The organism is Falsiroseomonas selenitidurans (assembly GCF_012103215.1).
GTDB lineage: Bacteria > Pseudomonadota > Alphaproteobacteria > Acetobacterales > Acetobacteraceae > Falsiroseomonas > Falsiroseomonas selenitidurans.
In genome coordinates this window covers 12794-34491 of record NZ_JAAVNE010000005.1, presented here as the reverse complement: position 1 = coordinate 34491, position 21698 = coordinate 12794, and the positions used below count along the sequence as shown (strand labels likewise).

The window sequence follows — 21698 nt, the reverse complement described above, 5'->3', positions numbered from 1 at the left end:
GCGCCGGCGGTGACCGCCCCGGTCAACCGGCGGGAATACCCGGAACGCCCCTGGGTCGGCATCGGCGCCGTGGTGCTGCGCGGGGAGGAGGTGCTGCTGGTGCGCCGTGGCCGGCCGCCCCGCCAGGGCGAATGGTCGCTGCCCGGCGGCGGCCAGCGCCTGGGCGAGACCGCCGAAGCCTGCGCAAGGCGCGAGGTGGCCGAGGAAGCGGGGGTGGAGGTGGGGCCGCTGCGCCTGCTGGCGGTGGTGGATGCCATCACCCCTGGCGATCCCGGCCGTGGCCCGCGTTTCCACTACACCATCATCGACTATGCCGCCTCCTGGGTCTCCGGCACCGCGCGGGCCGGGGGCGACGTGACGGCGGTGGCCTGGGCGCCGCTCGACGACCTCGCCCGGTTCGGGCTGTGGCCGGAGGCGCTGCGCGTCATCGCCCTGGCGCGCGGCGCCCCGCCCTCGGTGTGATCCGACCCGCCACTGTCGCGATTGTGCAGTGAAGTCGCCGCGCGATTGCGTCAGCCAGGGGCTGGATGCGGATCGACATCACGCCTGACCGGGCCGGCCAGCCCCTGGCCCAGCCGTTGGCCCGCCCCCCGGCCCGCCGGGCCCGGGGCTTCGTGCTGCTGTGGCTGTCGGCCGTGCTGCTGCCGGGATTTGGCGTGGCCGGCACCGCCGCCATGTCCTGGCGCGATGTGCGGCGCGATGCCGCCGTCCGCCTGGACCGCAATGTGGAGATGCTGCGCCAGCACGCGCTGCGCGCCTTCGGGATGCAGGAGGCGATCCTGGCCGCGCTGTCGCGGGCCATCGCCGGGCGGGACTGGGACAATCTGCGCGAGGATGCCCGCCTGCACGGCCTGATGACGGAGCTGGTGGCCGCCGGCCAGCCGCTGGTGCGCGGCGTGCTGGTGGCCGATGGCACGGGGCATGTGGTGGCGGCTTCCTACGAATTCCCCGCCCGCCCGGCCGACCTCTCGGACCGTGACTATGTGGCGGAACTGCACGCCGGCGGCGGCCTGGCGGTCGGCCAGGTGGTGGAATCCCGCCCGCTGGGGTGGACGCTGTTCCCCGTCGCGCGGCGCGCCCCGCCGCGCAACGACAGCGACGCCGCGCGTGGGGTGATCGTCGGTTCCTTCAACCCGGACCCGCTTTCCGGCTTCTATGCCTCGGTGGCGGAGGCGCCGCGGGACGTGGTGGCGCTGCTGCGGCTGGACGGCGCCGTGCTCGCCCGCCACCCGCCCATGCCGGACCCGGCGCGCGCCGCGCCGCAGCCCTGGCGTGCGGCGCTGATCGCCGCGGCGCTGGCGCGGCCGGCGGAGCAGCCCCCCCTGGCCGAACGGTCCTCGGTGGACGGCGTGCGGCGGATCTTCGTGGCGCGCCAGGTGGGCGAATGGCCGGTGGCGGTGCTCTACGGGCTGGACGAGGAAGCGCTGCGGGCCAGCTGGCGCCAGCGCATGGTGGCGCCGCTGCTCAGCGGCCTCGCGGCCTGCCTGCTGTTGCTGGGCCTCACCGGCCTGGCCCAGCGCGGGGCGCGGCGACAGCAGCTTGCGGCGGAGGAACGGGCGGCGGCGGAGCGCAAGCTGGCCAGTGCCAGCCGCGTTGCCTCGCTCGGCCTGCTGGCGGCCGGGCTGGCGCATGACGTGAAGAACCTGGTGCAGGCGGTGCGCAGTGGCGCCCGGCTGATGGAACAGCGTGCCGATGACCCGGCGGAGGTGAAGCGCTGCGCCGGGCTGCTGGCGGATGCGGCGGAACGCGGCCGCCGGCTGGTCGTCGCCATGCTCGCCTTCGCCAGCGGCGGCACGCCGGACGGGCCGGAGGGGCTGGACGTGCCGCAGGCGCTGCGCGCGCTGGTGGAACTGCTGAGCCGCACGCTGGGCAGCGGCTGGCGGGTGGCCGCGTCGCTGCCGGCGCACCTGCCCCTGGCGCGCGGCGACCGGGCAGGGTTCGAGGCGGCCGTGGTCAACCTGGCGGTGAATGCGCGGGACGCGATGCCGGGCGGTGGCCAGGTGCGCATCGCCGCCCGGCTGGCCGAGGATGCCCCGGGGGCGCCCGGCCCCGGCCGCTACCTGGTGGTGGCGGTGACGGACACCGGCACGGGCATGGATGCTGCCACCCTGGCCCGGCTGGGGGAGCCCTTCTTCACCACGAAGGATGGCGCCGGCGGCACCGGGCTCGGCCTTGCCTCCGTGCGCGGCTTCTGCGAGCGCGCCGGCGGTGCGCTGCGCATCGACAGCACGCCGGGCCAGGGCACCACCGCGGCGCTGTGGCTGCCGGCGATGGAGGCCGCGCCTTCCCCGGCGCCGGGGAAGGCGCCCGCTGCTACCGGCGGCGCCCCGGTGCCAGGATGAGCAGCAGCAACCCCAGCGCGCCAGGGACCACCCAGACCGGCCATTCCAGCAGCGGCAGGAACACCCAGTCCCAGAGTTCGGGCGCGATGCGCCGCTGCACGCCGGCCTGCAGCGTGTTCAGGAATTCGGGCCAGGTCGCGAAGATCGCCGCGCCAAGCGGCGTCATCCAGCCGAACCAGCCGGCCAGCCCCGCCCCCAGGACCAGCAGCAGGATGCCGAGGAGCTTCAGGCCCAGAGCCTTTCATTCTGCAGGTTGCTGTAAAGCCCGGCCACGAATTCGCCATAGCCGTTGAAGATCCGGGTCGGCACGCGTTCGTTGCTGCCGATCAGCCGCTCGCTCGCCTGGCTCCAGCGCGGATGCGGCACCTCCGGGTTCACATTCGCCCAGAAGCCGTATTCGCTGGCCTGCAACGTCTCCCAGAAGCTTTTCGGGCGCTCATCCGTCAGGGTGATGCGGGCGATCGACTTGCCGGACTTGAACCCGTACTTCCACGGGAAGACGACGCGGAACGGCCCGCCATTCTGCGGCGGCAGCGGCTTGCCGAACAGGCCGACCGGCATGAAGGTCAGCTCGTTGCCCGCTTCCTCGATGGTGCAGCCCTCGATATGCGGCCAGGGATACCAGGACTGCCGCAGGCCGGTCATCACCTCCGGCTTCTGCGCCGTCTCGAAGCGCACGAATTTCGCCGAGCCCAGCGGCTTGACGATGTCGAGCAGCTTGGAGAGCTGAAAGCCGGTCCACGGCACGGTCATGCCCCAGGCCTCGACGCAGCGCAGGCGATAGGTGCGCTCCTCCAGCCCGATGCGGCGGATCAGGTCATCCACGTCGAATTCGCCGGGGCTTTCCACCATGCCCTCGACCTTCACGGTCCAGGGCCGGGTCGGCATCTTCAGCGCGGTGGTCCAGATGCCCTTGTCGCTGCCGAATTCGTAGAAATTGTTGTAGGTGACGGCGTCGCGCTCCGCCGACAGGTCGCGGCCGGCGGGGTAGCGGGTGTTGCGCATGGCGGGCGGCAGGTCGGGCACGGTCGCGGGGGTGCGCGCCCAGGGGTCGGCGGGCTCGCTGCGGCGCCAGAACTGGGCGCGGGCGGCGGTGGGCGCCAGCATCACGCCGGCGCCGGCCGCGGCCATCAGGGCGCGGCGGTTGGTCACCAGGTGTTCCGGGGTCGCCTGGCTGTCCGGGATCTCCCAGCCGCGCGGTCGCTTGATCAGCATGCTCGTCTCCGCCTGTGTGGGGCCTCGGTTAGGTTCGGTCGCCCTGCCCCGACGTCAAGGACGCGGCAGCACGGCGGTCGGTGGCAACTCCATGGTCGTCTCGATCCGGAAGCTGCGGTAGCGCTCCGCCTCGATGCCGCCTCGCGCCCGGATCAGCGGGCCTTCGGCGCGGCGGATGGGCTCGGCCCCGGGCCAATCCGGCGCGCTGTCCCGTCTTTCGCTCTGGACCAGCAGGCCGGTTACGCCCGGCACCGGGCGCGGCAGGTTAAATAGTGCCCATCGGGGGTTCAGCGCCACCACCGGAATGCCCGGCGGCAGGTGCAGGGCGAGTTCGGCGGCCAGGCCATATTCCTCCGCCGCGACGAAGGCGGCGCCCTGCGCCCGGCGCTCCGCCTCCACCGCCGCCGCGAGGTCCGGCCAGCCGCCGAGGCGCGCGAGCGTCGGGTCCTGGCGCCGGCCGAGCGGCAGGGGGGCGAAGGCAGCCTGGATGTAGACCAGCAGCGCCAGCACGCCGCCCAGCGCCACCGCCGGGCGCGGCCAGCGGGCCAGCCGGGCTGGCCGGAAGGCGGCGGCGGCCAGGCAGGCGGCGGGATAGAGGATGCCCGGCCAATTGCCCTGCACCCGGCTGCCCGTCGCCTGCCACAGGAACAGCCCGGCGCCCGGCAGCACCAGCGCCGCCAGCAGCCCGGCCCGCGCATCGCCGCGCCAGGCGGCGCGGGTGGCGGCGGCGGTGCCGGCCAGGCACAGGATGAAGACCAGCGGCGTCGCCAGCCCGGCCTGCCCGGCCAGCAATTCGCCCAGATAGCGCAGGGTGAAGCCGGCCTCGTCGGCGCCGGCCCGGCCGCCCTGCTTGGCGAAGGAGGCCCAGCCATGCGCCGCGTTCCAGGCCACCACCGGGCTGAACACCAGCCCGGCCAGGGCGCCACCCAGCCACAGCCAGGGGGACCGCCACCAGCGCCAGGCGTCGCGGCTGGCCAGCAGCCACAGCACCACGCCGGCGCCGAGCAGCACGGCAGTGTATTTGGAGAACAGCGCCAGCCCCGCCAGCACCCCGAAGGCCAGCCACCAGCGGCCATCCTGCGTCGCGTGCAGCCGCGCCAGCGCCCACAACGAAGCGGTCCAGAACACCAGCAGCGGCAGGTCCGGCGTCACCAGGATGCCGCCGACGCCGACCAGCAGCGTGGCGTTGAACAGCACCGCCGCCAGCACCCCCGGCCGTCGGTCCGGAAACAGCGCATCCCCCGCGCGGGCCAGCAGGAGGGACACGGCGGCGATGGCGATCGGCCCCACCAGCCGGATGCCGAAGGCGTTCTCGCCGGCCAGCAGCGTGCCGGCGCGGATGAACCAGGCGACCATCGGCGGGTGGTCCAGGTAGCCGCCCTGCAGGCTGCGCGACCACACCCAGTAATAGGCCTCGTCCGGGGCCAGCGGCACCAGCGCCGCCACCGCCAGCCGCAGCGCCGTGACGGCGCCGAGCCAGGCCAGCGCCGTCATCGCGCCCGCCACACCAGGGTGGAGGAGACGGCGTAGTTCCACACCACGGTGATCAGCGCCCCCGCCGCCCCGGCCATTCCCCAGGCCAGCACGCCGTCGCGCACCAGCAGCCCGGCGATGCCCACATTGGCCGCCGCGCCGATGCCGCAGACCAGGTAGAACAGCACCAGCCCGCGCCACAGCGCCGCCCCGCGCAGCCGCGCGTCGCGGTAGGTGATGCGGTTGTTCAGCACGAAATTCGCCGTCATCGCGACAAGCGTCGCGCCCCATTGCGCGGCGCCGAAGCCCAGCGGCCCGACCAGCAGCGCCAGGGCGGCCATGTGCACCAGCAGCCCCACGGCGCCGACTGCGGCGAAGGCCAGGAAGCGCAGCGGCACGGCGCCGCCCGTCGCCTTGTCCAGCAGCAGGCCGGCGAATTCCAGCAGCACCGTCGCGTCCAGCTTGCTTTCCCCGGCGAGGCGGGAGCGGAAGCTGTAGGGCACTTCCGCCACCACCAGCCTGCGGCGCGCAGAGAGCAGGATGTCCAGCAGGATCTTGAAGCCGCGCGCCGCCAGCCGCGGCGCCACCTCCTCCACCAGGTCGCGCCGCAGCAGGAAAAAGCCGCTCATCGGGTCCGCCACCCTCACCGGCAGCAGCAGCCGGGCCAGCCGCGCCCCGGCATCGGACAGCGCGCCGCGCGCGGCGGAGAAGCCGCCCGCGGCCCCACCGCCGGCCACGTGCCGGCTGCCGATGGCGATGTCCGCGCCACCTTCCACCGCCGCCAGCATGGCCGGCAGGATGGTCTCGTCATGCTGCAGGTCGCCATCCATCACCGCGACGAAGGGGGCGGAGACGGAGAGGAACCCCTCGATACAGGCCGAGGCCAGGCCGCGCCGGCCGATGCGGCGGATGCAGCGCACCCGCGGGTCCGCCGCGGCGATGGCGCGGGCGGCGGCGGCGGTGCCGTCCGGGCTGTCATCGTCGACGAAGACCGCCTCCCAGGCGATGCCGCGCAGCGCCTCCGCCAGCCGCGCGACCAGGGGCGCGACGTTGGCGGCCTCCCCATAGACCGGGATGACGACGGCAAGCTGGGCGGGCAGGTTCGCGGGCACCGGCGCCCCTTACAGCAACTGCCGGCCGAAGGGAAACGCGGGCGCCGATTCCTGTTGGAGTTTCAGGTGCTTCCCCGGGGGCCACCGGCACTGGCCACGGCGCCGAACAGGCCAGCCGACCGGTGCCGCGCCGCGCGACTTGCGCTAGGATCAACCTCGCGACGCCCGAAGCCCGCCCCGCTCCCCCTCCTTCGCTGGAAAGCCGCGCCGTCCTGGACGCCCCACCCACGCCACCGGACCTGACGCCCGTGCCCTCGCCGCCGGCGGCCATGCGGCCGGCCCGGCCGGGCGGGCTCATGCTGCTGCGCGCGCTCGCCGTGCTGCTGCCGCTGGTGGCGCTGGCGGCGAATGGCGTGAGTGCCTGGGAGGCGGTGGAGCAATCGGCACGCGGGCGGGTGGAGCGCGTGGCCGACATGCTGCACGAACATGCGCTCCGCGCCTTCGAGGCGCAGGAACTGGCCATCGCCGCGGTGGAGCAGCGGCTGCGCGGGCTGGACTGGGCGGCGGTGCCGGGGGACGAGGCGCTGTACGGCTTCCTCCGGGCGCTGGATTCGGTGAACCCTGCCTTCGGCGGCCTGGCGCTGGTGGACCCGCGCGGGCAGCTGGTGATGTCGAGCGCGCGCCCCTTCGGGGCCCCGCCGCGCGATGTCACCTTCCGCGACTATGTGGCGGCCTTGCCGGCGGGCCGCATGATGACCCATGCGCCCTTCATCGGCCAGGTGATGCTGCACGAGCCGGGACCGCGGCCGATGTTCCCCATGGCCCGGCCGCGGCGGCCGCTGCCCGCGGTCCTGCCGCGCCAGATCCCGCCCCCGGTCCGGCCCTGCCAGCTGGCCCAGGGCGAGCAGGCTGCCCCCGGCCCCGCGGATCTGTCCGATGGCGGGATCATCCTGGCCTCGCTCTGGCCCGAGAACCTGGTCAGCTTCTACCGCAGCATCCTGGAGACGGAGCAGGACGCGGTCACCCTGTTCCGCCTGGACGGCGCGCTGCTGGCCAGCGTGCCGCCACCCGCCCAGCCGGAAGGCGCCGCCCTGCCGCGCGAAGCCGGGCGCGTGCTGCACCAGCTGCGCCACGGCGCGGCGGTCAGCCTGGCATGGGCCTCCCCGTTCGACGGGGAGCCGCGGCTGACCGCCTTTCGCCGGCTCAGCGGCTATGATGCGGGCGTGGCCTATGGCCTGGCGCGCCATGCGCTGGGGCGGGACTGGCGGCGGCGCATGGTCGGGCCCCTGGTCGGTGCGATGCTGGCGATGCTGGTGCTGGGCGCCGCCACCTGGCAGGCCGAGCGCGCCCTGCGTGCGCGTGCCGCCGCCGAAGCGCGGTCCCGCGCCGCGGAACGCCAGGCGACGCTCGGGCTGCTGGCCGGCGGGCTGGCGCATGATTTCGGCAACATCACCCAATCCGTCGCCGCCGCCGCACAGCTTCTCTCACGGCACGCCGAGAATCCGGCGCGGGTGCGGCAGGTGGCGCTGCACCTGCAGCGCCATGCGGAGCGCGCCACCGCGCTGGCCCGGCGGCTGCTGGAGACGACGCGCCGAACCAGCCCGGCCGCCCGCGGCACCGCGCCGGTGCCGGTGGCGGAGCCGCTGCGCGAGGTCTGCGCGCTGCTCGACGCCACCCTCGGCGCCGGCATCCGCGTGGTCTGCGAGGTGCCGCCCGGGCTGCACGCCGCGCCGGGGCTGGACCGGGCGGAGCTGGAGACGGCGCTGATCAACCTGGCGGCCAATGCGCGGGACGCGATGCCGCAGGGCGGCGAGGTGCGGGTCTCGGCGGAGCAGGTGCAGGTTCCGCCGCGCCTGGCCGAGCTGCCTGGGCTGCCGCCCGGCGCCTATCTGCGCATTACGGTGCGCGATACCGGCCATGGCATGGCGCCGGAGGTGCTGGCCCGGCTGGGCGAGCCGCTGTTCACCACCAAGCCCGAGGGCCAGGGCACCGGCCTTGGCCTGGCGATGGTCGGGGCCTTCCTGCGTGGGGTGGGCGGCGGCATGGCGGCGCAAAGCGCGCCCGGGCACGGCAGCGCCATCCACATGCTGCTGCCTTCGGCCTGAACGGCCCAGCCGGCACCACCGGCACCACCGCCCCCGCCGCAGCGGCGGGGTGACACGGAAATGTAGCCGTGGCGATTGCAACACACGCAAGGAGCGTGATGTTCGGCCGCATAACGCACGTTCAGGTTGTTTTTTTGCATTTATCCTCGCGCCATTTGCCTTCTGTTGGGGCGAGATTTAATGTCGAGTGCTACTATAAGTTGTCTGATTCTTAACGCTCCCCGCCCCGTCACACGCATCGAATGAGGGACCGCTGTGCCTCCCGCAGCCCTGCCAGCCAATGAGGCTGAACGCCTCGCGGCCCTTCATGCCACCGGCATCCTCGACACCGCGCCCGATTCCCGCTTCGACGCCTTCGCGCGACTCGCCGCGCATCTGGCCGGCGTTCCCATGGCCTTCGTCTCGCTGGTCGATGCCGACCGGCAATGGTGCAAGGCGGCGGTGGGGGCGGCGATGCAGGACATGCCGCGCGACGTCTCGTTCTGCGCCCATGCGATCCTGGAACCGGGAAGCGTGCTGGTGGTGGAGGATGCGGCGCGCGACCCGCGCTTCGTCGACAATCCCCTCGTCATCGGGCCGCCGCATCTCCGCTTCTATGCCGGTGCGCCGATCACCGATCGCGCCGGGCTGACGCTCGGCACGCTCTGCGTCGCCGACACGGTGCCACGCACGCTGGCGGCCGATGCCTGCCGCGCCCTGGCCGACATCGCCCAGGGCGTCGCCGCGGCGATCGAGCTCCGCTGCTCGCTGGAGACGGCGCAGTCCGCGGCGCAGCGCGACCCGCTGACCGGCCTCGGCAACCGGCCGCTGTTCGAGCAGCGGCTGGCGGAGGCGATCACCCGGGCGCGCGGGCCGGAGGAACAGGGCTTCGCCGTGTTCTGCCTGGACCTGGACCGGTTCAAGGCGGTGAACGACCTGCTGGGCCATGCCGGCGGCGACGCCCTGCTGCGCGAAGCGGCGCGGCGGCTGACCGCCTCGGTGCGCGGTGCCGATACCGTGGCCAGGCTCGGCGGCGACGAATTCGCGGTCATCCTCTCCGGCCCCGTCAGCCAGGCGGAGGCCGAGGCCCTGGCGATCCGCCTGATCGAGGCGCTGAGCGCGCCCTTCGCCTATGAAGGCCAGCCGGTGCCGATTCGCACCTCGGTCGGCTATGCGCTGGCGCCGGCCGATGGGCTCGACGCGGACGCGCTGCTGCGCCGCGCCGACAATGCGCTCTATGCGGCGAAGAACCAGGGCCGCGGCCGGCAGATGCGCTTTGACCCGGCGATGGAAGGCCAGCTCGCCGGCCGGCAGGCGCTGGAGCGTGACCTGCGCGCAGCGCTGGCGCATGGCGCCTTCCGCTTCGAATGGCAGCCGGTGGCCGACACCGCGACCGGCCGGATCGTCAGCTGCGAGGCGCTGCTGCGCTGGGACCGGCCGGGTCATGGCCCGGTCTCGCCCTCGGTCTTCGTGCCGATCGCGGAGGCCTGCGGCCTGGGCGGGATGCTGGATGAATGGGTGCTGCGGGAAGGCTGCCGGCAGGCCGCCGCCTGGCCGCACAAGCTGCGCGTGGCGCTGAACGTCTCCGCCTCCCGCTTCCATCTCGGCGGGCTGGCGGGGCTGGTGGCCGCCATGCTGCGCGAATCCGGCCTGGAGCCGGACCGCCTGGAACTGGAGGTGACGGAGGGCACCCTCATCAAGGACGAGGCCGCGGCGGCAGTGACGATCGAGGAGCTGCACGTGCTGGGCGTGCGCGTGGCGCTGGATGATTTCGGCACCGGCTATTCCTCGCTCGGCTACCTGCACGCCCTGCCGCTGGACAAGGTGAAGCTGGACCGGTCCTTCATCCGCGACATCGATGGCAGCGAGCGCGCCCGCAACGTCATCCGCGCCGTGCTGCAACTGTGCCGCGGCCTGGGCCTCAAGGCCTGCGCCGAGGGGGTGGAGACGCAGTCGCAGCTCGATTTCCTGCGCCTGGAGGGCTGCGAGCTGGTGCAGGGCTACCTGATCGGCCGGCCCCACCCGGTCCCACCGCAGCCGGACAACGCGCTGCCCGCGACGCCCGCGCCCGCCGCGTCACGCCGCCTGCCGGCACGGCCGGAGGTGGCGGTGCTGCCGCGGCACGGCTGGGGACACGGCGTGCGCCGTCGCTGGGCCGCCTTCGCGCTGCTCGCCATGCTGCCGATGATCCTCTTCTCCGCCTGGCTGTTCGAGACGGAGACGCGCGACCGCATCGCCGCGGCGAAGACCGAGGCCGCCAGCGCCGCCAGCCGCGGGGTGCGGGAGGTGGATGCGCTGGTCGAACAGGCCCGCACGCTGCTGACCGCGCTTGCCCGCGTGCCGGAGGTGAGCGCCGCTTTCATGAGGGGCGCCGAGACCGGCGACTGCAGCGCGGTGCTGCGCCAGATCGCAGCCACCGCGCCCTGGCAACGGGCGCTGAGCATGCTGACGCCGGACGGCATCGTGCGCTGCTCCAGCCGCGACTGGGAGGGTGTCGACGTCGCGGACCGGCCGCATTTCAGGCTTGCGCTGCGCAGCGGGGCGGAGGTGCTGTCGGATGTGGTGATGCCGATCGCGGGCGGCGAGCCGGCCATCGTGCTGCTGGTGCCGGTGCTGGACCAGGAAGGCCACGTCATCGCCGTGATGACCGCGGCCTTCGACAATTCCTGGCTGCTGCGGGCCATGGTCGCCAGTGTTCCGACCGGCTTCGGCAGCGCGCTGATCGATGCCAATGGCCGCCTGCTCGTGCTGCACGCGCCGAACACCGACCCGGTGCGCATCACCCATCTTCGCCCGGGCCTCGATGTCAGCGGCCACCAGATCGCACGCCTGGCGCTGACCGGCGACAGCGCCAGCACCTTCCGGGCGCCGCTGCTGGACGGCGAGGCCGGTATCTTCGCCGTCGCCCCGATGAGCCGCGGCGATGCGCGGGTGATCGTGGGGGTGGATGAGGGGCGGCTGCTGGCACCGATCCAGGCCCGTCGCCTGCTGTCCTACCTGCTGCTGGCCGTCGGCGGGCTGGCGTTGATGGCGCTGGTGTTGGCGCTGGGCGAGCTGATGGTGCTGCGGCCGATCCGCCGGCTGGGGCATACGGTGGACCGGCTGGCCGATGGCGACCTTGCCGCCCGCGTCGGCCTGGAGATGCGGACGGCGACGCCGGAGCTGGCGGCGCTGGCGAATCGGCTGGACCACATGGCGGCGCGCCTGGCCTCGGCGCTGGAGACCACGCGCGCGGCCAGCGCGGTGAAGTCCCGCTTCCTGTCGGCGGCAAGCCATGAGCTGCGCACGCCGCTGAACGGCATCCTCGGCTGGGCGCAGCTGCTGCTGCGCGACCGCACCCTGGCGCCGGACCACCGCGAACAGGTGAAGACCATCGCCGAGGCGGGCGAGCACCTGGCCGGCGTGGTCGGCAGGCTGCTGGAGATCAGCACCATCGAGGCCGGCCGCGCCGAGGCGCCGCGGCCCGAGCCCACCGATGTGGCGGCGCTGGCACGGTCCTGCATCGACCTGCTGCGCCCGGGGGCCGACCACAAGGGACTGTCGCTGCGGCTGGAAGTGGCGGCGGACGTGCCGCCGGCGGTGATGCTGGACCGGGCGCGGGTACGCCAGGTGCTGCTGAACCTGCTGGGCAATGCGGTGAAGTTCACCGACCAGGGCGGCGTGACGCTGCGGCTGTTCCGGCCGCTGGAGGGCCGGCTGCGCTTCGATGTCAGCGACACCGGCCCCGGCGTCTCCCCGCTGCTGAACGGGCGGCTGTTCCAGGATTTCGTGCGCTACGATCCGCGCGGCACGGGTGCGGCCGGCTCCGGCCTCGGGCTTGCCGTCTCCGCCCGTTTCGCGGCGCTGCTGGGCGGGCAGATCGAATACGAGGCCGGGCCCGGCGGGCGTGGCAGCGTGTTCTGGTTCGAGTTGCCGGCCCCCGCGGCGGACCAGGCCGCACCGCTGTCCCCGGCCCCCGAACAGGCCGCGCCGGCAGCGGCGCGGGTGGCACCCTCCCTGGTGCTGCCAACCCTGGTGCCGACCGCGGCGGCCAATGCGGCGGCGGCGGCGGCCACCATGGTGGGGCCGGCCCTGGCCGCGGCCGGTCGCCGGTCGCTGCGCATCCTGGCGGCGGACGACGTGGCGGCCAACCGGCTGCTGCTGCGTGCCACGCTGCAGGCGGTGGGCCACCAGGTCGAGCTGGTGGCGGATGGCGCCGCGGCGGTGGCCGCGCTGCAAGCGGATTCGGAAGGCTTCGACGTGGTGTTGATGGATGTGCAGATGCCCGGCATGGACGGGCTGGAAGCCACCCGCCGCATCCGCGCCCTGCCCGGCGCCGCCGGCAGGGTGCCGATCCTGGCGGTGACCGCCGGCGCCTTCCGCGAGGATATCGAGGCCTGCCAGGAAGCCGGCATGGACGGCCATGTGGAAAAGCCGATCCGCGTCGCCACGCTGGAACAGGCGCTGGACCGCGTGGTGCCGGCGGCCGGCCTGCAGGAGGCCCCGGCGCTGGAGCGCAGGGCCTCCGCCTGACGCCCGGCGCCTGAGGCCGCTTCAGCCCGGCATCGGCCGGGCGCGACGGGGTGCCAGCGCCAGCACGGTGGCACCGACCAGCCCCGCCACGATGGACCCGGCCAGGATTCCCACCTTCACCTCCGCCTGCAGCAGCGGGTTGTCGGCGAAGGCGAGCAGGCCGATGAACAGGCTCATCGTGAAGCCGATGCCGCACAGCAGCGACACGCCCAGAAGCTGCGTCCAGCTGGCCCCCATCGGCAGTTCCGCCCAGCCGGCGCGGATGGTGATCCAGGCGAAGCCGAACACGCCGATCAGCTTGCCGAACACCAGGCCGCAGGCGACGCCCAGCGTCAGGTGATCGAACAGCGCCGCCACCGTCATGCCCGCGAAGCTGACGCCGGCATTGGCGAAGCCGAAGACGGGGATGATCAGGAAGGCCACCGGCTTGTGCAGCGCATGCTCAAGCCGGTGCAGCGGCGAGGCGCTGATATCGTCCACCGCGCCCGGCCGCATGCGCAGCGGGATGGTGAAGGCCAGCACCACGCCGGCGATGGTGGCATGCACGCCGGAGCGCAGCACCAGCACCCACAGCACCGCGCCCAGCGCCAGGTAGGCCCACAGCTTCAGCACGCCCAGGCGGTTCATCACCACCAGCGCCACCACCACCGCGGCCGCCAGGCCGAGATCGAGCACCGAGATCTGCGCCGTGTAGAACAGCGCGATGATGATGACGGCGCCGAGGTCGTCGATGATCGCCAGGGCCGTCAGGAACACCTTCAGCGAGGTCGGCACGCGCGGCCCCAGCAGCGACAGCACGCCGAGCGCGAAGGCGATGTCGGTCGCGGCCGGGATGGCCCAGCCGCGAATGGTGTCCGGATGGCTGGCGTTGAAGGCCAGGTAGATCAGCGCCGGCACCGCCATGCCGCCCAGCGCCGCCAGCCCCGGCAGGGCGCGGCGCGACCAGGTGGAGAGTTGGCCGTCCAGCACCTCCCGCTTGATCTCCAGCCCGACCAGCAGGAAGAACACCGCCATCAGCGCATCGTTGATCCAGTGCAGCGTGGACAGCGGCCCGAGATAGGCCGCGAGCGCGCCAAAATAGGTCGGCGCCAGGGCCGAATTGGCCACGATCAGCGCCAGCACCGCCGCGCCCATCAGCACCAGGCCGCCCGACGCCTCGCTGTCCAGGAAGGCGCGCAGCAGGGACGCAGGACGGGGGCGCTGGAGCTTGTTCAGGCTGGCCATCGAGATGCTCATCCTCCTGGTTCGGGCGGCGCTGCCGATGCAACGTCGCGCATCCGCACCGGTTGCTGCGATGCGAACACGTCCTGCGCCATCCAATGTGGCGCCCGCCTTACCCGATCATGGAGAAAATGCAATCAAAACCGGCTACAGCAGGCCGCGGGCGATGCCGCCATCCACATTGACCGTCTGGCCGGTGACATAGGCGGCGCGCGGGCTGCCCAGCCAGAGCACCATCACCGCCACCTCCTCCGCCGTGGCGAAGCGGCCCAGCGGGACCTCATGCGCGAAATCGGCGATCACCTCGGCCACGCTGCGGCCGCTTTCCGCCGCCAGCTTCTCCGCCCGCAACTGCCACAGCCGGGTCAGGGTGCGGCCGGGGGCGACGCAGTTCACGCGGATGCCCTCCGCCGCGTATTCCCCGGCCAGCGTCTTGGTCAGGCCCAGCAGCCCGGCCTTGTGGACATTGGAGACGATCTGGTTCGGGTAGGGCATGCGCGACGCCGCGGCGCCCAGCAGCACCACGCTTGGCGCCTGGCCCTGGCGCAGCAGCGGCAGGGCGGCGCGCACCGCCCGCACCGCGGACAGCACGTTGAACTGGTAGTTGGTCAGCCAATCCGCATCGCTCAGCGCCTCGAACCCCGAGCGGATGGAGCCGCCGACCGCGTCCACCAGCCCATCCAGCGCGCCCCAGCGGCCGGCAACCTCCGCCAGCAGGCGGTCGGCCGCGCCTTCCTGCGTGATGTCGGCGGTGGCGGTGGCGGGGCTCCGCCCGGTCTCGGCGCCGATGCGCGCCGCGGCATCGGCGATGGCGGCCGGATCGCGGGAGGCGATGACAAGCTCGGCCCCTTCGGCCGCCAGCAGCTTCGCCGCGGCGAAGCCGATGCCGGTGGAGGCGCCGATGACCAGCACCCGGCGCCCCTGATAGCCAAGGTCCATGAAGCATCCTCCCCTGCTGCGCGCGTTGCCGCGGCGTCCGTTACGCGTTGACTGTCAGCAATAGCCTGTTTACTGGAAAGCGGAAGACCAAGAGCAACCCGGCCATCGCGTGCCGGATGCAGGGAGATACGGCCAATGACCCAGGATTCCATCGCCATGCCGCGCCGCCGCGCACTGCTTCTGGCCACCGCGGGCGCCGTGCTCGCCGCGCCGTCGATCGGCCGTGCCCAGGGCTTCCCGGAGCGGCCGATCACGCTGCTGGTCCCCTTCGCGACCGGCGGCTACAACGACCGCCTGGCGCGCTCCATGGCACCCTTCCTGCAGAAGCACCTCGGCCAGCCGGTGACGGTGATGAACCGCCCGGGCGGCGGCACCGTGCTGGGCAACACCTTCTACATGCAGCAGCCGGATGACGGCTACATGGTGATGGTGCACTCCGCCGGCCCCTACATCCCGCTGTCGATCCTGACGCGGAACGCCCGCTACAAGGCGGACGACTTCCACATGATCAACCTGCCCTCGCGGGACCTGACCATGGCGGCCTGCGCCAGCAGCAAGGACATCCGCTCCATCGACGATGTCGTCGCCCGGCTGAAGGCGGACCCGCGCAGCCTGTCGCTCGGCGTGCAGCCGGCTTCCGCCGACCTCATCAACATGGCGCTGTTCCTGCAGGCGCACGGCATCGACCGCTCCAAGGTGCGCGTTGTCACCTATGATGGCGGCGGTCCGGCCCGCACGGCGACGGCGGGCGGGCATGTCGATGTCGGCTTCGTCGGCGGCGAGGGCTTCCTGCCGATCAAGGACCGGATCCGCCCGCTGATGCTGTTCAGCGACGAGGCGTGGTCCGAATACCCGGGCGTCACGCTGCTGTCCGACCATGCCAAGGCCAACAACTTCGCCCCGCAATCGGTGGATGGCTCGCAGCGTGGCTTCGTGGTGCTGAAGCGCTTCGTGGAAGCGCAGCCGGAGCGCTACCGCATCCTGCTGCAGGGCATCGAGCGCGCGACGAAGGACCCGGAATGCGTCAGCACGCTGGGCAACCAGCAGCTCTCCACCACCTGGTACGGGCCGGAGGCGTCCAACCGCGCCTACCTCAGCAGCGCCGCGCTGATGGAACGCTACGCCGACCTGCTGAAGCGCACCTGAAGCGAAGGCCGGGGGAACGCCGCGGATGGAGACGACCGTGCGGCGCCACATTGCCTGGGCGCCGCTGCTGCTGGTGACGGCGCTGTCCGGCGTCGCGCTGGCCTTCCTGCTGGAGGCGCGCGGCGTCTCCCTCGACCCGCAGAACCTGCTGCTGCTGCAACCCACGGCCTGGCTGGTGCTGCTGCTGTGGGCGGTGCTGGCCTGGGGCTTCCTGCGGGCGCGGGCCCCGGCCGGGCCGGCGGGGGAAAGCCGCGCCGACATCCTGCGCATCCTGGCCATGGTCGCAGCCTTTGGCGGCTTCATCCTGGCGCTGGAGCCGCTGGGCTACGATGTCGCCATCTGCGGCTTCGCCCTGGTGGGCCTGGCCATCGGCGGCGAACGCAAGCCGCTGGCGCTGCTGCTGTTCCCGCCGCTGTTCAGCCTGGGGGTGGTGCATGGCTTTCGCCTTCTGGTGCCCTACCCCTTCCCCACCAGCCTGCTCTAGGCCCCCCGCGCCATGATCGACTTTCCCGCCTTCGGCTCCGCCGTCGGCATGCTTGCCGGCTCGCCCGAAGCCTGGATCTGGGTGGTGCCTGGCCTGCTGATCGGGCTGCTGTTCGGCGCCCTGCCCGGCATTTCCGTCTCCATGGCCATGGCGCTGGTGCTGCCGGCCACGCTGTACATGGACTTCCTGCCGGCGATCATCTTCCTCACCTCGGTCTATACCGGGGCGGGTTTCGGCGGCTCCATCCCCGCCGTGCTGATCAACATCCCCGGCACCTCCTCCGCCGTCGCCACCACCTTCGACGGCTACCCGATGGCCCGAAAGGGCCAGCACAACGAGGCGCTGGGCGCCGCGCTGTTCGCCTCCTGCATCGGCGTGCTGGTGTCCTACATCGTGCTGTTCGTGCTGGTGCAGCCGCTGGCCGAGATCGTGCTGCGCATCGGGCCGTACGAGATGGCGGCGATCGGCATCTGGGGCATGGTGCTGCTGGGCTCCATCGGCGGGTCCACCGTGGCCAAGGGGCTGTTCGCGGCGGCCATCGGCGTGCTGTGCGGCACGGTGGGGATGAACACGGCTGGCTACATGCGCGGCGACATGGGCATCCCCTGGCTGCTGGACGGCGTGCCCACCATCCCCGCCATGGTCGGGCTGCTGGCGGCAAGCCAGTTGTTCGCGCTGGTCAATGCGAAGTTCATCGTGGAGGCGGAGGAGCATCGCACCATCAGCCTGCGCCGCATCCTGGATGGCGGCCTGATGGTGCTGCGCCACCCGCTGAGCCAGCTGCGCGGCACATTCGTCGGCATTTTCATCGGCGCGGTGCCGGGCATCGGCTCCTCCATCGCCAACCTGATCTCCTATGGTGAGGCACGGCGCGCCTCGAAGGATCCGGCAAGCTTCGGCAAGGGGAATGTGGAGGGGGTGATCGCCGCGGAATCCGCCAACAGCAGTTCCGAGGGCGGGTCGATGGCGACCATGCTGGCACTCGGCATTCCGGGCGGCGGCGCGACGGCGATCCTGCTGGCGGCCTTCGCCATGCACAACGTGGTCGGCGGGCCGCGCTTCATGGAGCAGAACCGGGACATCGTCTATGCGATCATCCTGTCCAACTTCGCGCAGGCCTTCGTGCTGCTGGTGGTGGGCACCGGCTTCGTCTTCATCGCCTCCACCGTCGTGCGGCTGCCGCTGCGCTACCTGATCCCCTCGGTCCTGGTGATGTCCACCATGGGCGCCTTCGCCATCGAGGGCTCCATCGCCGGGCCGATCACGCTGTTCGTCTTCGCCGTGCTGGGTTGGCTGATGTCGCGCTACGGCTTCCCGGTGGCGGCGATCGTGGTCGGGCTGCTGCTGGGGCGGCTGATCGAGACGGAACTGCTGCGCGCCTGGCAGCTGGCCGGCGGCGACCCGCTGTACATCCTGGAGCATCCGGTGGCGGTGGGCATCCTGGTGCTGATGGTCGTGTCGCTGGTGCTGTCGGTGCGGCGTGATGTGAGGCGGCGTCGCGCGCAGCGCGCGGAGGCCTGAGCGCGCAGCGCGCGGAGGCCTGAGCGCGCAGCACGCGGAGGCCTGAGCGCGCAGCGCGCGGAGGCCTGAGCGCGCAGCGCGCGGAGGCTTGGGCGCCGCCAGTATACGCGCAGCGCTTGGGCAGTTGCGCAGCGGGAACAGCCGCCGCCGCCTGCGGCGCGAGCATGGGTTTCCGTTGACACCCCGCGCGGCGAGGAGAAGATTCCCCCGTCCGTCACCGCAGGAGGCCAGCCAATGGCTCTGACACTCGAAGACTTCACCACGCGCTGCCATGCCGCGCTGAAGGACAAGCCCGGCCCCGAAGGGCGGGAGGCGGTGTGCGCCCTGGTCCGGGACGCGCTGCAGGATGTCGATTTCGTCGCCACCTACATCCCCGCCGGCGGCCCGGAACGGCATGTGCTGTTCGAGGATCCGGAACTCGGCTTCACCGTGCTGGCGCACGCCTATGGCGACGCCAAGACCAGCCCGCCGCACGACCACGGCCCCTCCTGGGCCATCTACGGCCAGGCGGCCGGTGAGACGGTGATGACCGATTTCGAATGCCTGGCGCGGCCGGATGCCATGAAGGCCGGCAAGGCGAAGCGCCTGCGCGACTACACCATGCGCCCGGGCGACGCCTATCTGTACGAGCCGGGCGCCCTGCACGCGCCGCGCCGCGACGGCCCGACCCGGCTGCTGCGCATCGAGGGTGTGAACATGGAGCGGGTGAAGCGCCTGCCCTATGTCGAGGTCACGGCCCAGCCGGCCTGACACGCGGCGGGCGGCACCCAGGCCGCCCGCACCCATGGCACAGGGCTTGCTAAGCTCCCGCCGCTCCCGGCCGAATCCGGGACCACCGGCGGGGGAGTTGGTGCATGCAGGGATCAGGCCTGGCCATCGGTGCATCGCAGGGGGCCATGCTGCGCGCCGCCGCGCTGCTGCTGCACCTGCTGCGCCGCCTTGTCGACCTCACCCTGATCCTGCTGCTGGGCGTGATGGTGGTGGCGGTGCTGGCGCAGGTCGCCGGCCGCTACCTGCTGAACTTCTCCATCGGCGGCGCGACCGAACTCGCGACCTTCGCGCAGATCTGGATGGTGCTGCTGGGCGCCGGCTACGCCATGCGGGCGCGGCTGCATGTCTCGATCGACACGCTGGTGGCCCGCCTGCCGCCGCTGGCCGCGCGGCTGCTGATGCTGCCCGTCGCCGCGCTGTGCCTGTGGTTCCTCTACGTGGTGTTCGAGGGCGGGATGCTGCTGATCGAGATCGGCGCCATCCAGACCAGCGCCGCGCTGCAGATTTCCATGCAGGTGCCCTACATCGCCCTGCCGGTCAGCGCCGCCTACCTGGCGCTGGAACTGGCGCTGGCCTTCGGCGCCACCATCCTCGGCCAGGCCCCGGCGGCCGACCTGGGCGAGAGGGCCGACTGACATGGCGCTCACCTTCGGGTCCTTCCTGCTCCTGATGCTGGCCGGCGCGCCGATGGTCTTCGTGCTCGGCGTCGCCGGGGCGCTGACCCTGGCGCTGAGCGACGCCACCCCGCTCGTCGTCGTCGCGCAGCGGCTCTACAACGGGCTGGACAGCTTCACCCTGCTGGCCATCCCCTTCTTCGTGCTGGCCGGCCTCATCATGGAGCGCGGCGGCATCGCGCGCGCCATCGTCGGCCTGGCCGGCGCCATGGTGGGCTGGATCCGCGGCAGCCTGTTCATGGTGGCAACCGTCACCGGCACCGGGCTTGCCGCCATCTCCGGCTCCGGCAGCGCGGATACCGCGGCCGTCTCCTCCATCCTGATCCCGGAGATGAAGCGCCGCGGCTACGACATCGACTACGCCGCCGCCGCCATCGCCGCGGCCGGCGCGCTGGGGCCGATCATCCCGCCGTCGATCATCATGGTGGTGCTGGCGATGATCTCCGACCTTTCGGTGGGCGCCATGTTCCTGGGCGGGCTGGTGCCTGGGCTGCTGGCGGCGGCCGGGCTGATGGCGGCGAACTGGGTCTTCGCCCGCCGCGACCCGGCCCGCTACGCGGATGCCGAGCCGTTCAGCCTGCCGCGCCTGGGCCAGGCCCTGCGCCATGCGCTGCCGGCGCTGACGCTGCCCGTCATCATCGTCGGCGGCATCGTCGGCGGGGTGGTGACGCCGACGGAAGCCGCCGTGCTGGCGGTGGCCGTGGCGCTGCTGGTCAGCCTGCTGGTGTACCGGGAGATGCGGCTGGCGGATTTGCCGGCGATCATGCTGCGCGCGGCGGGGCTTTCCTCCGCCGTCATGATCATCATCGGCACCGCCTCCATCTTCTCCTGGCTCATCGCCGTGCAGGACGTGCCGGCGATGATCAGCGGCTGGTTCGCCCAGAATGTCGGCGCCGCCTGGGTGTTCCTGCTGGTGGTAAACCTGCTGCTGCTGGTGGTCGGCATGTTCATGGAGAGCATCTCCGCCATCCTGATCCTGATGCCGGTGCTGATGCCCGTCGCGGTGCATCTGGGCATCGACCCGCTGCATTTCGGCGTGGTGGTGGCGATCAACCTCTCCATCGGGCTGATCACGCCGCCCTATGGCATCTGCCTGTTCGTCGCCGGCACCGTCGCCGGGCGCTCCGTGACGCAGGTCAGCAGCAAGGTCTGGCTGCCGCTGATCCCCATGCTGCTGATGCTGCTGCTGGCCACCTACCTGCCCGACATCGTCCTCTGGCTGCCGCGCGCAGTCTTCTGATCCTGCAAGGAGAGACCCTGATGACCCTGGTGACCACCCGGCGCGGGCTTGCCGCCCTCGGCTTTGCCGCGCCCTTCATCGCCCGCCCGGCGCTGGCGCAGACCCTGGTGCTGAAGGCGGCGCACACCAATGCGGTGGGCGAGGTGCAGGATGAAGGGCTGAAGGTGATGGACCGCCGGCTGCGGGAACTCACCGGGGGCCGCGCCGGGCTGCAGATCTTCCCGAACGGCCAGCTGGGCAACGAGCTGCCGATGATCGAGGGCGTGGCGCTGGGCACCATCGACATCGCCGTGCCCTCCCACGCCGCCTTCGCGAACTTCGTGAAGGACTTCCAGCTTTTCGACATGCCCTATCTGGTGCGGGACTACGCGCATCTGGACAAGATCGCCGGCTCCCCGCTGATCGGCGAGCTGGTCGAGGCCTCCCGCGGCCGCAACTTCCGGCTGCTGTCGCTGTACTCCTCCGGCATCCGGCATGTGATGGCGCGCGGTGCGGTGACGAGCATCGGCGACCTGCGCGGGCGCAAGGTGCGCACGCAGCAGAACCCGGTGCATGTCGCCGCCTTCCAGGCCTTCGGCGCCAATGCCACGCCGCTGGCCTATGGCGAGCTGTATGGCGCGCTGCAGGTCGGCGTGGTGGATGGGGCGGAGGCTGCCTACACCAATTATGTCGGGCAGAAATTCTACGAGGTGGCGAAGAACTGGGCGCGCATCGGCTGGCTGGCGCTGACCGCGCCGGTGATCCTGTCCGAGCGCCGCTGGGCCTCGCTGCCGGCCGACATCAAGGCGGCGGTGCAGCAGGCGGCAAATGAATCCGCCAGCTTCGAGCGCAACCTGGTGGTTCAGGGCGAAGCCGCGCTGCACACCCAGGTGATGGCCCACGGCGCCACGGTGACGGACCCGGACAAGGCGCCGTTCCAGGCCGCGGCGCAGCCGCTCTACGCGCGCTTCCTGACCAGCGAGGCCGACAAGCGCCGCCTGAAGCTGGTGCAGGAGCTGGTCTGACCACGGCGTTCGATCGAGAG

17 protein-coding genes are annotated in these 21698 nt (G+C 72.4%); 11 read left to right on the top strand and 6 right to left on the bottom strand.

From position 1 onward, the window contains the following. Positions 1 to 9 precede the first annotated feature (9 nt). Entirely contained in the window at positions 10 to 462 is a 453-nt protein-coding gene (locus HEQ75_RS04670) for an NUDIX hydrolase (RefSeq protein WP_168027771.1), read from the top strand. Positions 463 to 527: 65 nt separating this feature from the next. Continuing rightward, entirely contained in the window at positions 528 to 2342 is a 1815-nt protein-coding gene (locus HEQ75_RS04665) for a hybrid sensor histidine kinase/response regulator (protein ID WP_168027770.1), read from the top strand. On the opposite strand, the gene HEQ75_RS04660 is transcribed toward HEQ75_RS04665, so the two are convergent. The 4 genes from HEQ75_RS04660 to HEQ75_RS04645 are packed head-to-tail and all read right to left on the bottom strand — an operon-like array spanning position 2314 to position 6142. Further along, positions 2314 to 2508 carry a hypothetical protein gene (locus tag HEQ75_RS04660; protein ID WP_168027769.1) on the bottom strand — a complete coding sequence of 65 codons (195 nt, stop codon included), beginning with the start codon at positions 2506 to 2508 and terminating at the stop codon, positions 2314 to 2316. The genes HEQ75_RS04665 and HEQ75_RS04660 overlap by 29 nt on opposite strands. Before the next feature lie 59 nt (positions 2509 to 2567). After that, complete coding sequence (gene msrP, locus HEQ75_RS04655) at positions 2568 to 3557, bottom strand: protein-methionine-sulfoxide reductase catalytic subunit MsrP (protein WP_168027768.1); 990 nt, start codon at positions 3555 to 3557, stop codon at positions 2568 to 2570. 54 nt (positions 3558 to 3611) lie between these two features. Then, positions 3612 to 5051 carry a glycosyltransferase family 39 protein gene (locus HEQ75_RS04650; protein ID WP_168027767.1) on the bottom strand — a complete coding sequence of 480 codons (1440 nt, stop codon included), beginning with the start codon at positions 5049 to 5051 and terminating at the stop codon, positions 3612 to 3614. Beyond that, positions 5048 to 6142 carry a glycosyltransferase gene (locus HEQ75_RS04645; protein ID WP_328733410.1) on the bottom strand — a complete coding sequence of 365 codons (1095 nt, stop codon included), beginning with the start codon at positions 6140 to 6142 and terminating at the stop codon, positions 5048 to 5050. Before HEQ75_RS04645 ends, HEQ75_RS04650 begins: the two co-directional genes overlap by 4 nt. 248 nt (positions 6143 to 6390) lie before the next feature. Here HEQ75_RS04645 and HEQ75_RS28995 point away from each other — a divergent pair, with 248 nt between their 5' ends. Both HEQ75_RS28995 and HEQ75_RS04635 read left to right on the top strand, forming a co-directional pair. Then, positions 6391 to 8187 (top strand): ATP-binding protein, encoded by a 1797-nt coding sequence (locus HEQ75_RS28995; RefSeq protein WP_168027766.1) that lies wholly within the window; start codon positions 6391 to 6393, stop codon positions 8185 to 8187. A 255-nt stretch (positions 8188 to 8442) separates the two neighbouring features. Beyond that, complete coding sequence (locus HEQ75_RS04635; protein ID WP_168027765.1) at positions 8443 to 12678, top strand: EAL domain-containing protein; 4236 nt, start codon at positions 8443 to 8445, stop codon at positions 12676 to 12678. Between the two features lie 21 nt (positions 12679 to 12699). On the opposite strand, the gene nhaA is transcribed toward HEQ75_RS04635, so the two are convergent. Both nhaA and HEQ75_RS04625 read right to left on the bottom strand, forming a co-directional pair. After that, on the bottom strand, positions 12700 to 13914 hold the full coding sequence (nhaA, locus tag HEQ75_RS04630; RefSeq protein ID WP_235961269.1) for a Na+/H+ antiporter NhaA: 1215 nt from the start codon (positions 13912 to 13914) through the stop codon (positions 12700 to 12702). A 132-nt stretch (positions 13915 to 14046) separates the two neighbouring features. Next, positions 14047 to 14838: an SDR family NAD(P)-dependent oxidoreductase gene (locus HEQ75_RS04625; RefSeq protein ID WP_168027764.1), complete on the bottom strand. Its 792-nt coding sequence runs from the start codon at positions 14836 to 14838 to the stop codon at positions 14047 to 14049. A 135-nt stretch (positions 14839 to 14973) separates the two neighbouring features. On the opposite strand from HEQ75_RS04625, the gene HEQ75_RS04620 reads away from it, so the two are divergent. From HEQ75_RS04620 to HEQ75_RS04590, 7 genes are all read left to right on the top strand, one after another. After that, positions 14974 to 15984 carry a Bug family tripartite tricarboxylate transporter substrate binding protein gene (locus HEQ75_RS04620; RefSeq protein ID WP_168027763.1) on the top strand — a complete coding sequence of 337 codons (1011 nt, stop codon included), beginning with the start codon at positions 14974 to 14976 and terminating at the stop codon, positions 15982 to 15984. 25 nt (positions 15985 to 16009) lie between these two features. Next, on the top strand, positions 16010 to 16468 hold the full coding sequence (locus HEQ75_RS04615) for a hypothetical protein (protein ID WP_168027762.1): 459 nt from the start codon (positions 16010 to 16012) through the stop codon (positions 16466 to 16468). A 12-nt stretch (positions 16469 to 16480) separates the two neighbouring features. Beyond that, a complete protein-coding gene (locus HEQ75_RS04610; protein ID WP_168027761.1) occupies positions 16481 to 17989 on the top strand; it encodes a tripartite tricarboxylate transporter permease in 1509 nt (502 codons plus the stop codon). 234 nt (positions 17990 to 18223) lie between these two features. Next, a complete protein-coding gene (locus tag HEQ75_RS04605; RefSeq protein WP_168027760.1) occupies positions 18224 to 18739 on the top strand; it encodes a cupin domain-containing protein in 516 nt (171 codons plus the stop codon). A 104-nt stretch (positions 18740 to 18843) separates the two neighbouring features. Continuing rightward, positions 18844 to 19395, top strand: coding sequence for a TRAP transporter small permease (locus HEQ75_RS04600; RefSeq protein ID WP_168027759.1), 552 nt, complete (start codon positions 18844 to 18846; stop codon positions 19393 to 19395). Between the two features lies 1 nt (position 19396). After that, a complete protein-coding gene (locus tag HEQ75_RS04595; RefSeq protein ID WP_168027758.1) occupies positions 19397 to 20674 on the top strand; it encodes a TRAP transporter large permease in 1278 nt (425 codons plus the stop codon). Between the two features lie 20 nt (positions 20675 to 20694). After that, entirely contained in the window at positions 20695 to 21678 is a 984-nt protein-coding gene (locus HEQ75_RS04590) for a TRAP transporter substrate-binding protein (protein ID WP_168027757.1), read from the top strand. Positions 21679 to 21698 lie beyond the last annotated feature (20 nt).

Excerpts from the sequence above, each read along its gene's own strand:
- HEQ75_RS04665 (WP_168027770.1), top strand. The coding sequence starts at position 528 with ATGCGGATCGACATCACGCCTGACCGGGCCGGCCAGCCCCTGGCCCAG.
- HEQ75_RS04660 (WP_168027769.1), bottom strand. The coding sequence starts at position 2,508 with ATGACGCCGCTTGGCGCGGCGATCTTCGCGACCTGGCCCGAATTCCTG.
- msrP (WP_168027768.1), bottom strand. The coding sequence starts at position 3,557 with ATGCTGATCAAGCGACCGCGCGGCTGGGAGATCCCGGACAGCCAGGCG.
- HEQ75_RS04650 (WP_168027767.1), bottom strand. The coding sequence starts at position 5,051 with ATGACGGCGCTGGCCTGGCTCGGCGCCGTCACGGCGCTGCGGCTGGCG.
- nhaA (WP_235961269.1), bottom strand. The coding sequence starts at position 13,914 with ATGAGCATCTCGATGGCCAGCCTGAACAAGCTCCAGCGCCCCCGTCCT.
- HEQ75_RS04625 (WP_168027764.1), bottom strand. The coding sequence starts at position 14,838 with ATGGACCTTGGCTATCAGGGGCGCCGGGTGCTGGTCATCGGCGCCTCC.
- HEQ75_RS04620 (WP_168027763.1), top strand. The coding sequence starts at position 14,974 with ATGACCCAGGATTCCATCGCCATGCCGCGCCGCCGCGCACTGCTTCTG.
- HEQ75_RS04615 (WP_168027762.1), top strand. The coding sequence starts at position 16,010 with ATGGAGACGACCGTGCGGCGCCACATTGCCTGGGCGCCGCTGCTGCTG.
- HEQ75_RS04610 (WP_168027761.1), top strand. The coding sequence starts at position 16,481 with ATGATCGACTTTCCCGCCTTCGGCTCCGCCGTCGGCATGCTTGCCGGC.
- HEQ75_RS04605 (WP_168027760.1), top strand. The coding sequence starts at position 18,224 with ATGGCTCTGACACTCGAAGACTTCACCACGCGCTGCCATGCCGCGCTG.
- HEQ75_RS04600 (WP_168027759.1), top strand. The coding sequence starts at position 18,844 with ATGCAGGGATCAGGCCTGGCCATCGGTGCATCGCAGGGGGCCATGCTG.
- HEQ75_RS04595 (WP_168027758.1), top strand. The coding sequence starts at position 19,397 with ATGGCGCTCACCTTCGGGTCCTTCCTGCTCCTGATGCTGGCCGGCGCG.
- HEQ75_RS04590 (WP_168027757.1), top strand. The coding sequence starts at position 20,695 with ATGACCCTGGTGACCACCCGGCGCGGGCTTGCCGCCCTCGGCTTTGCC.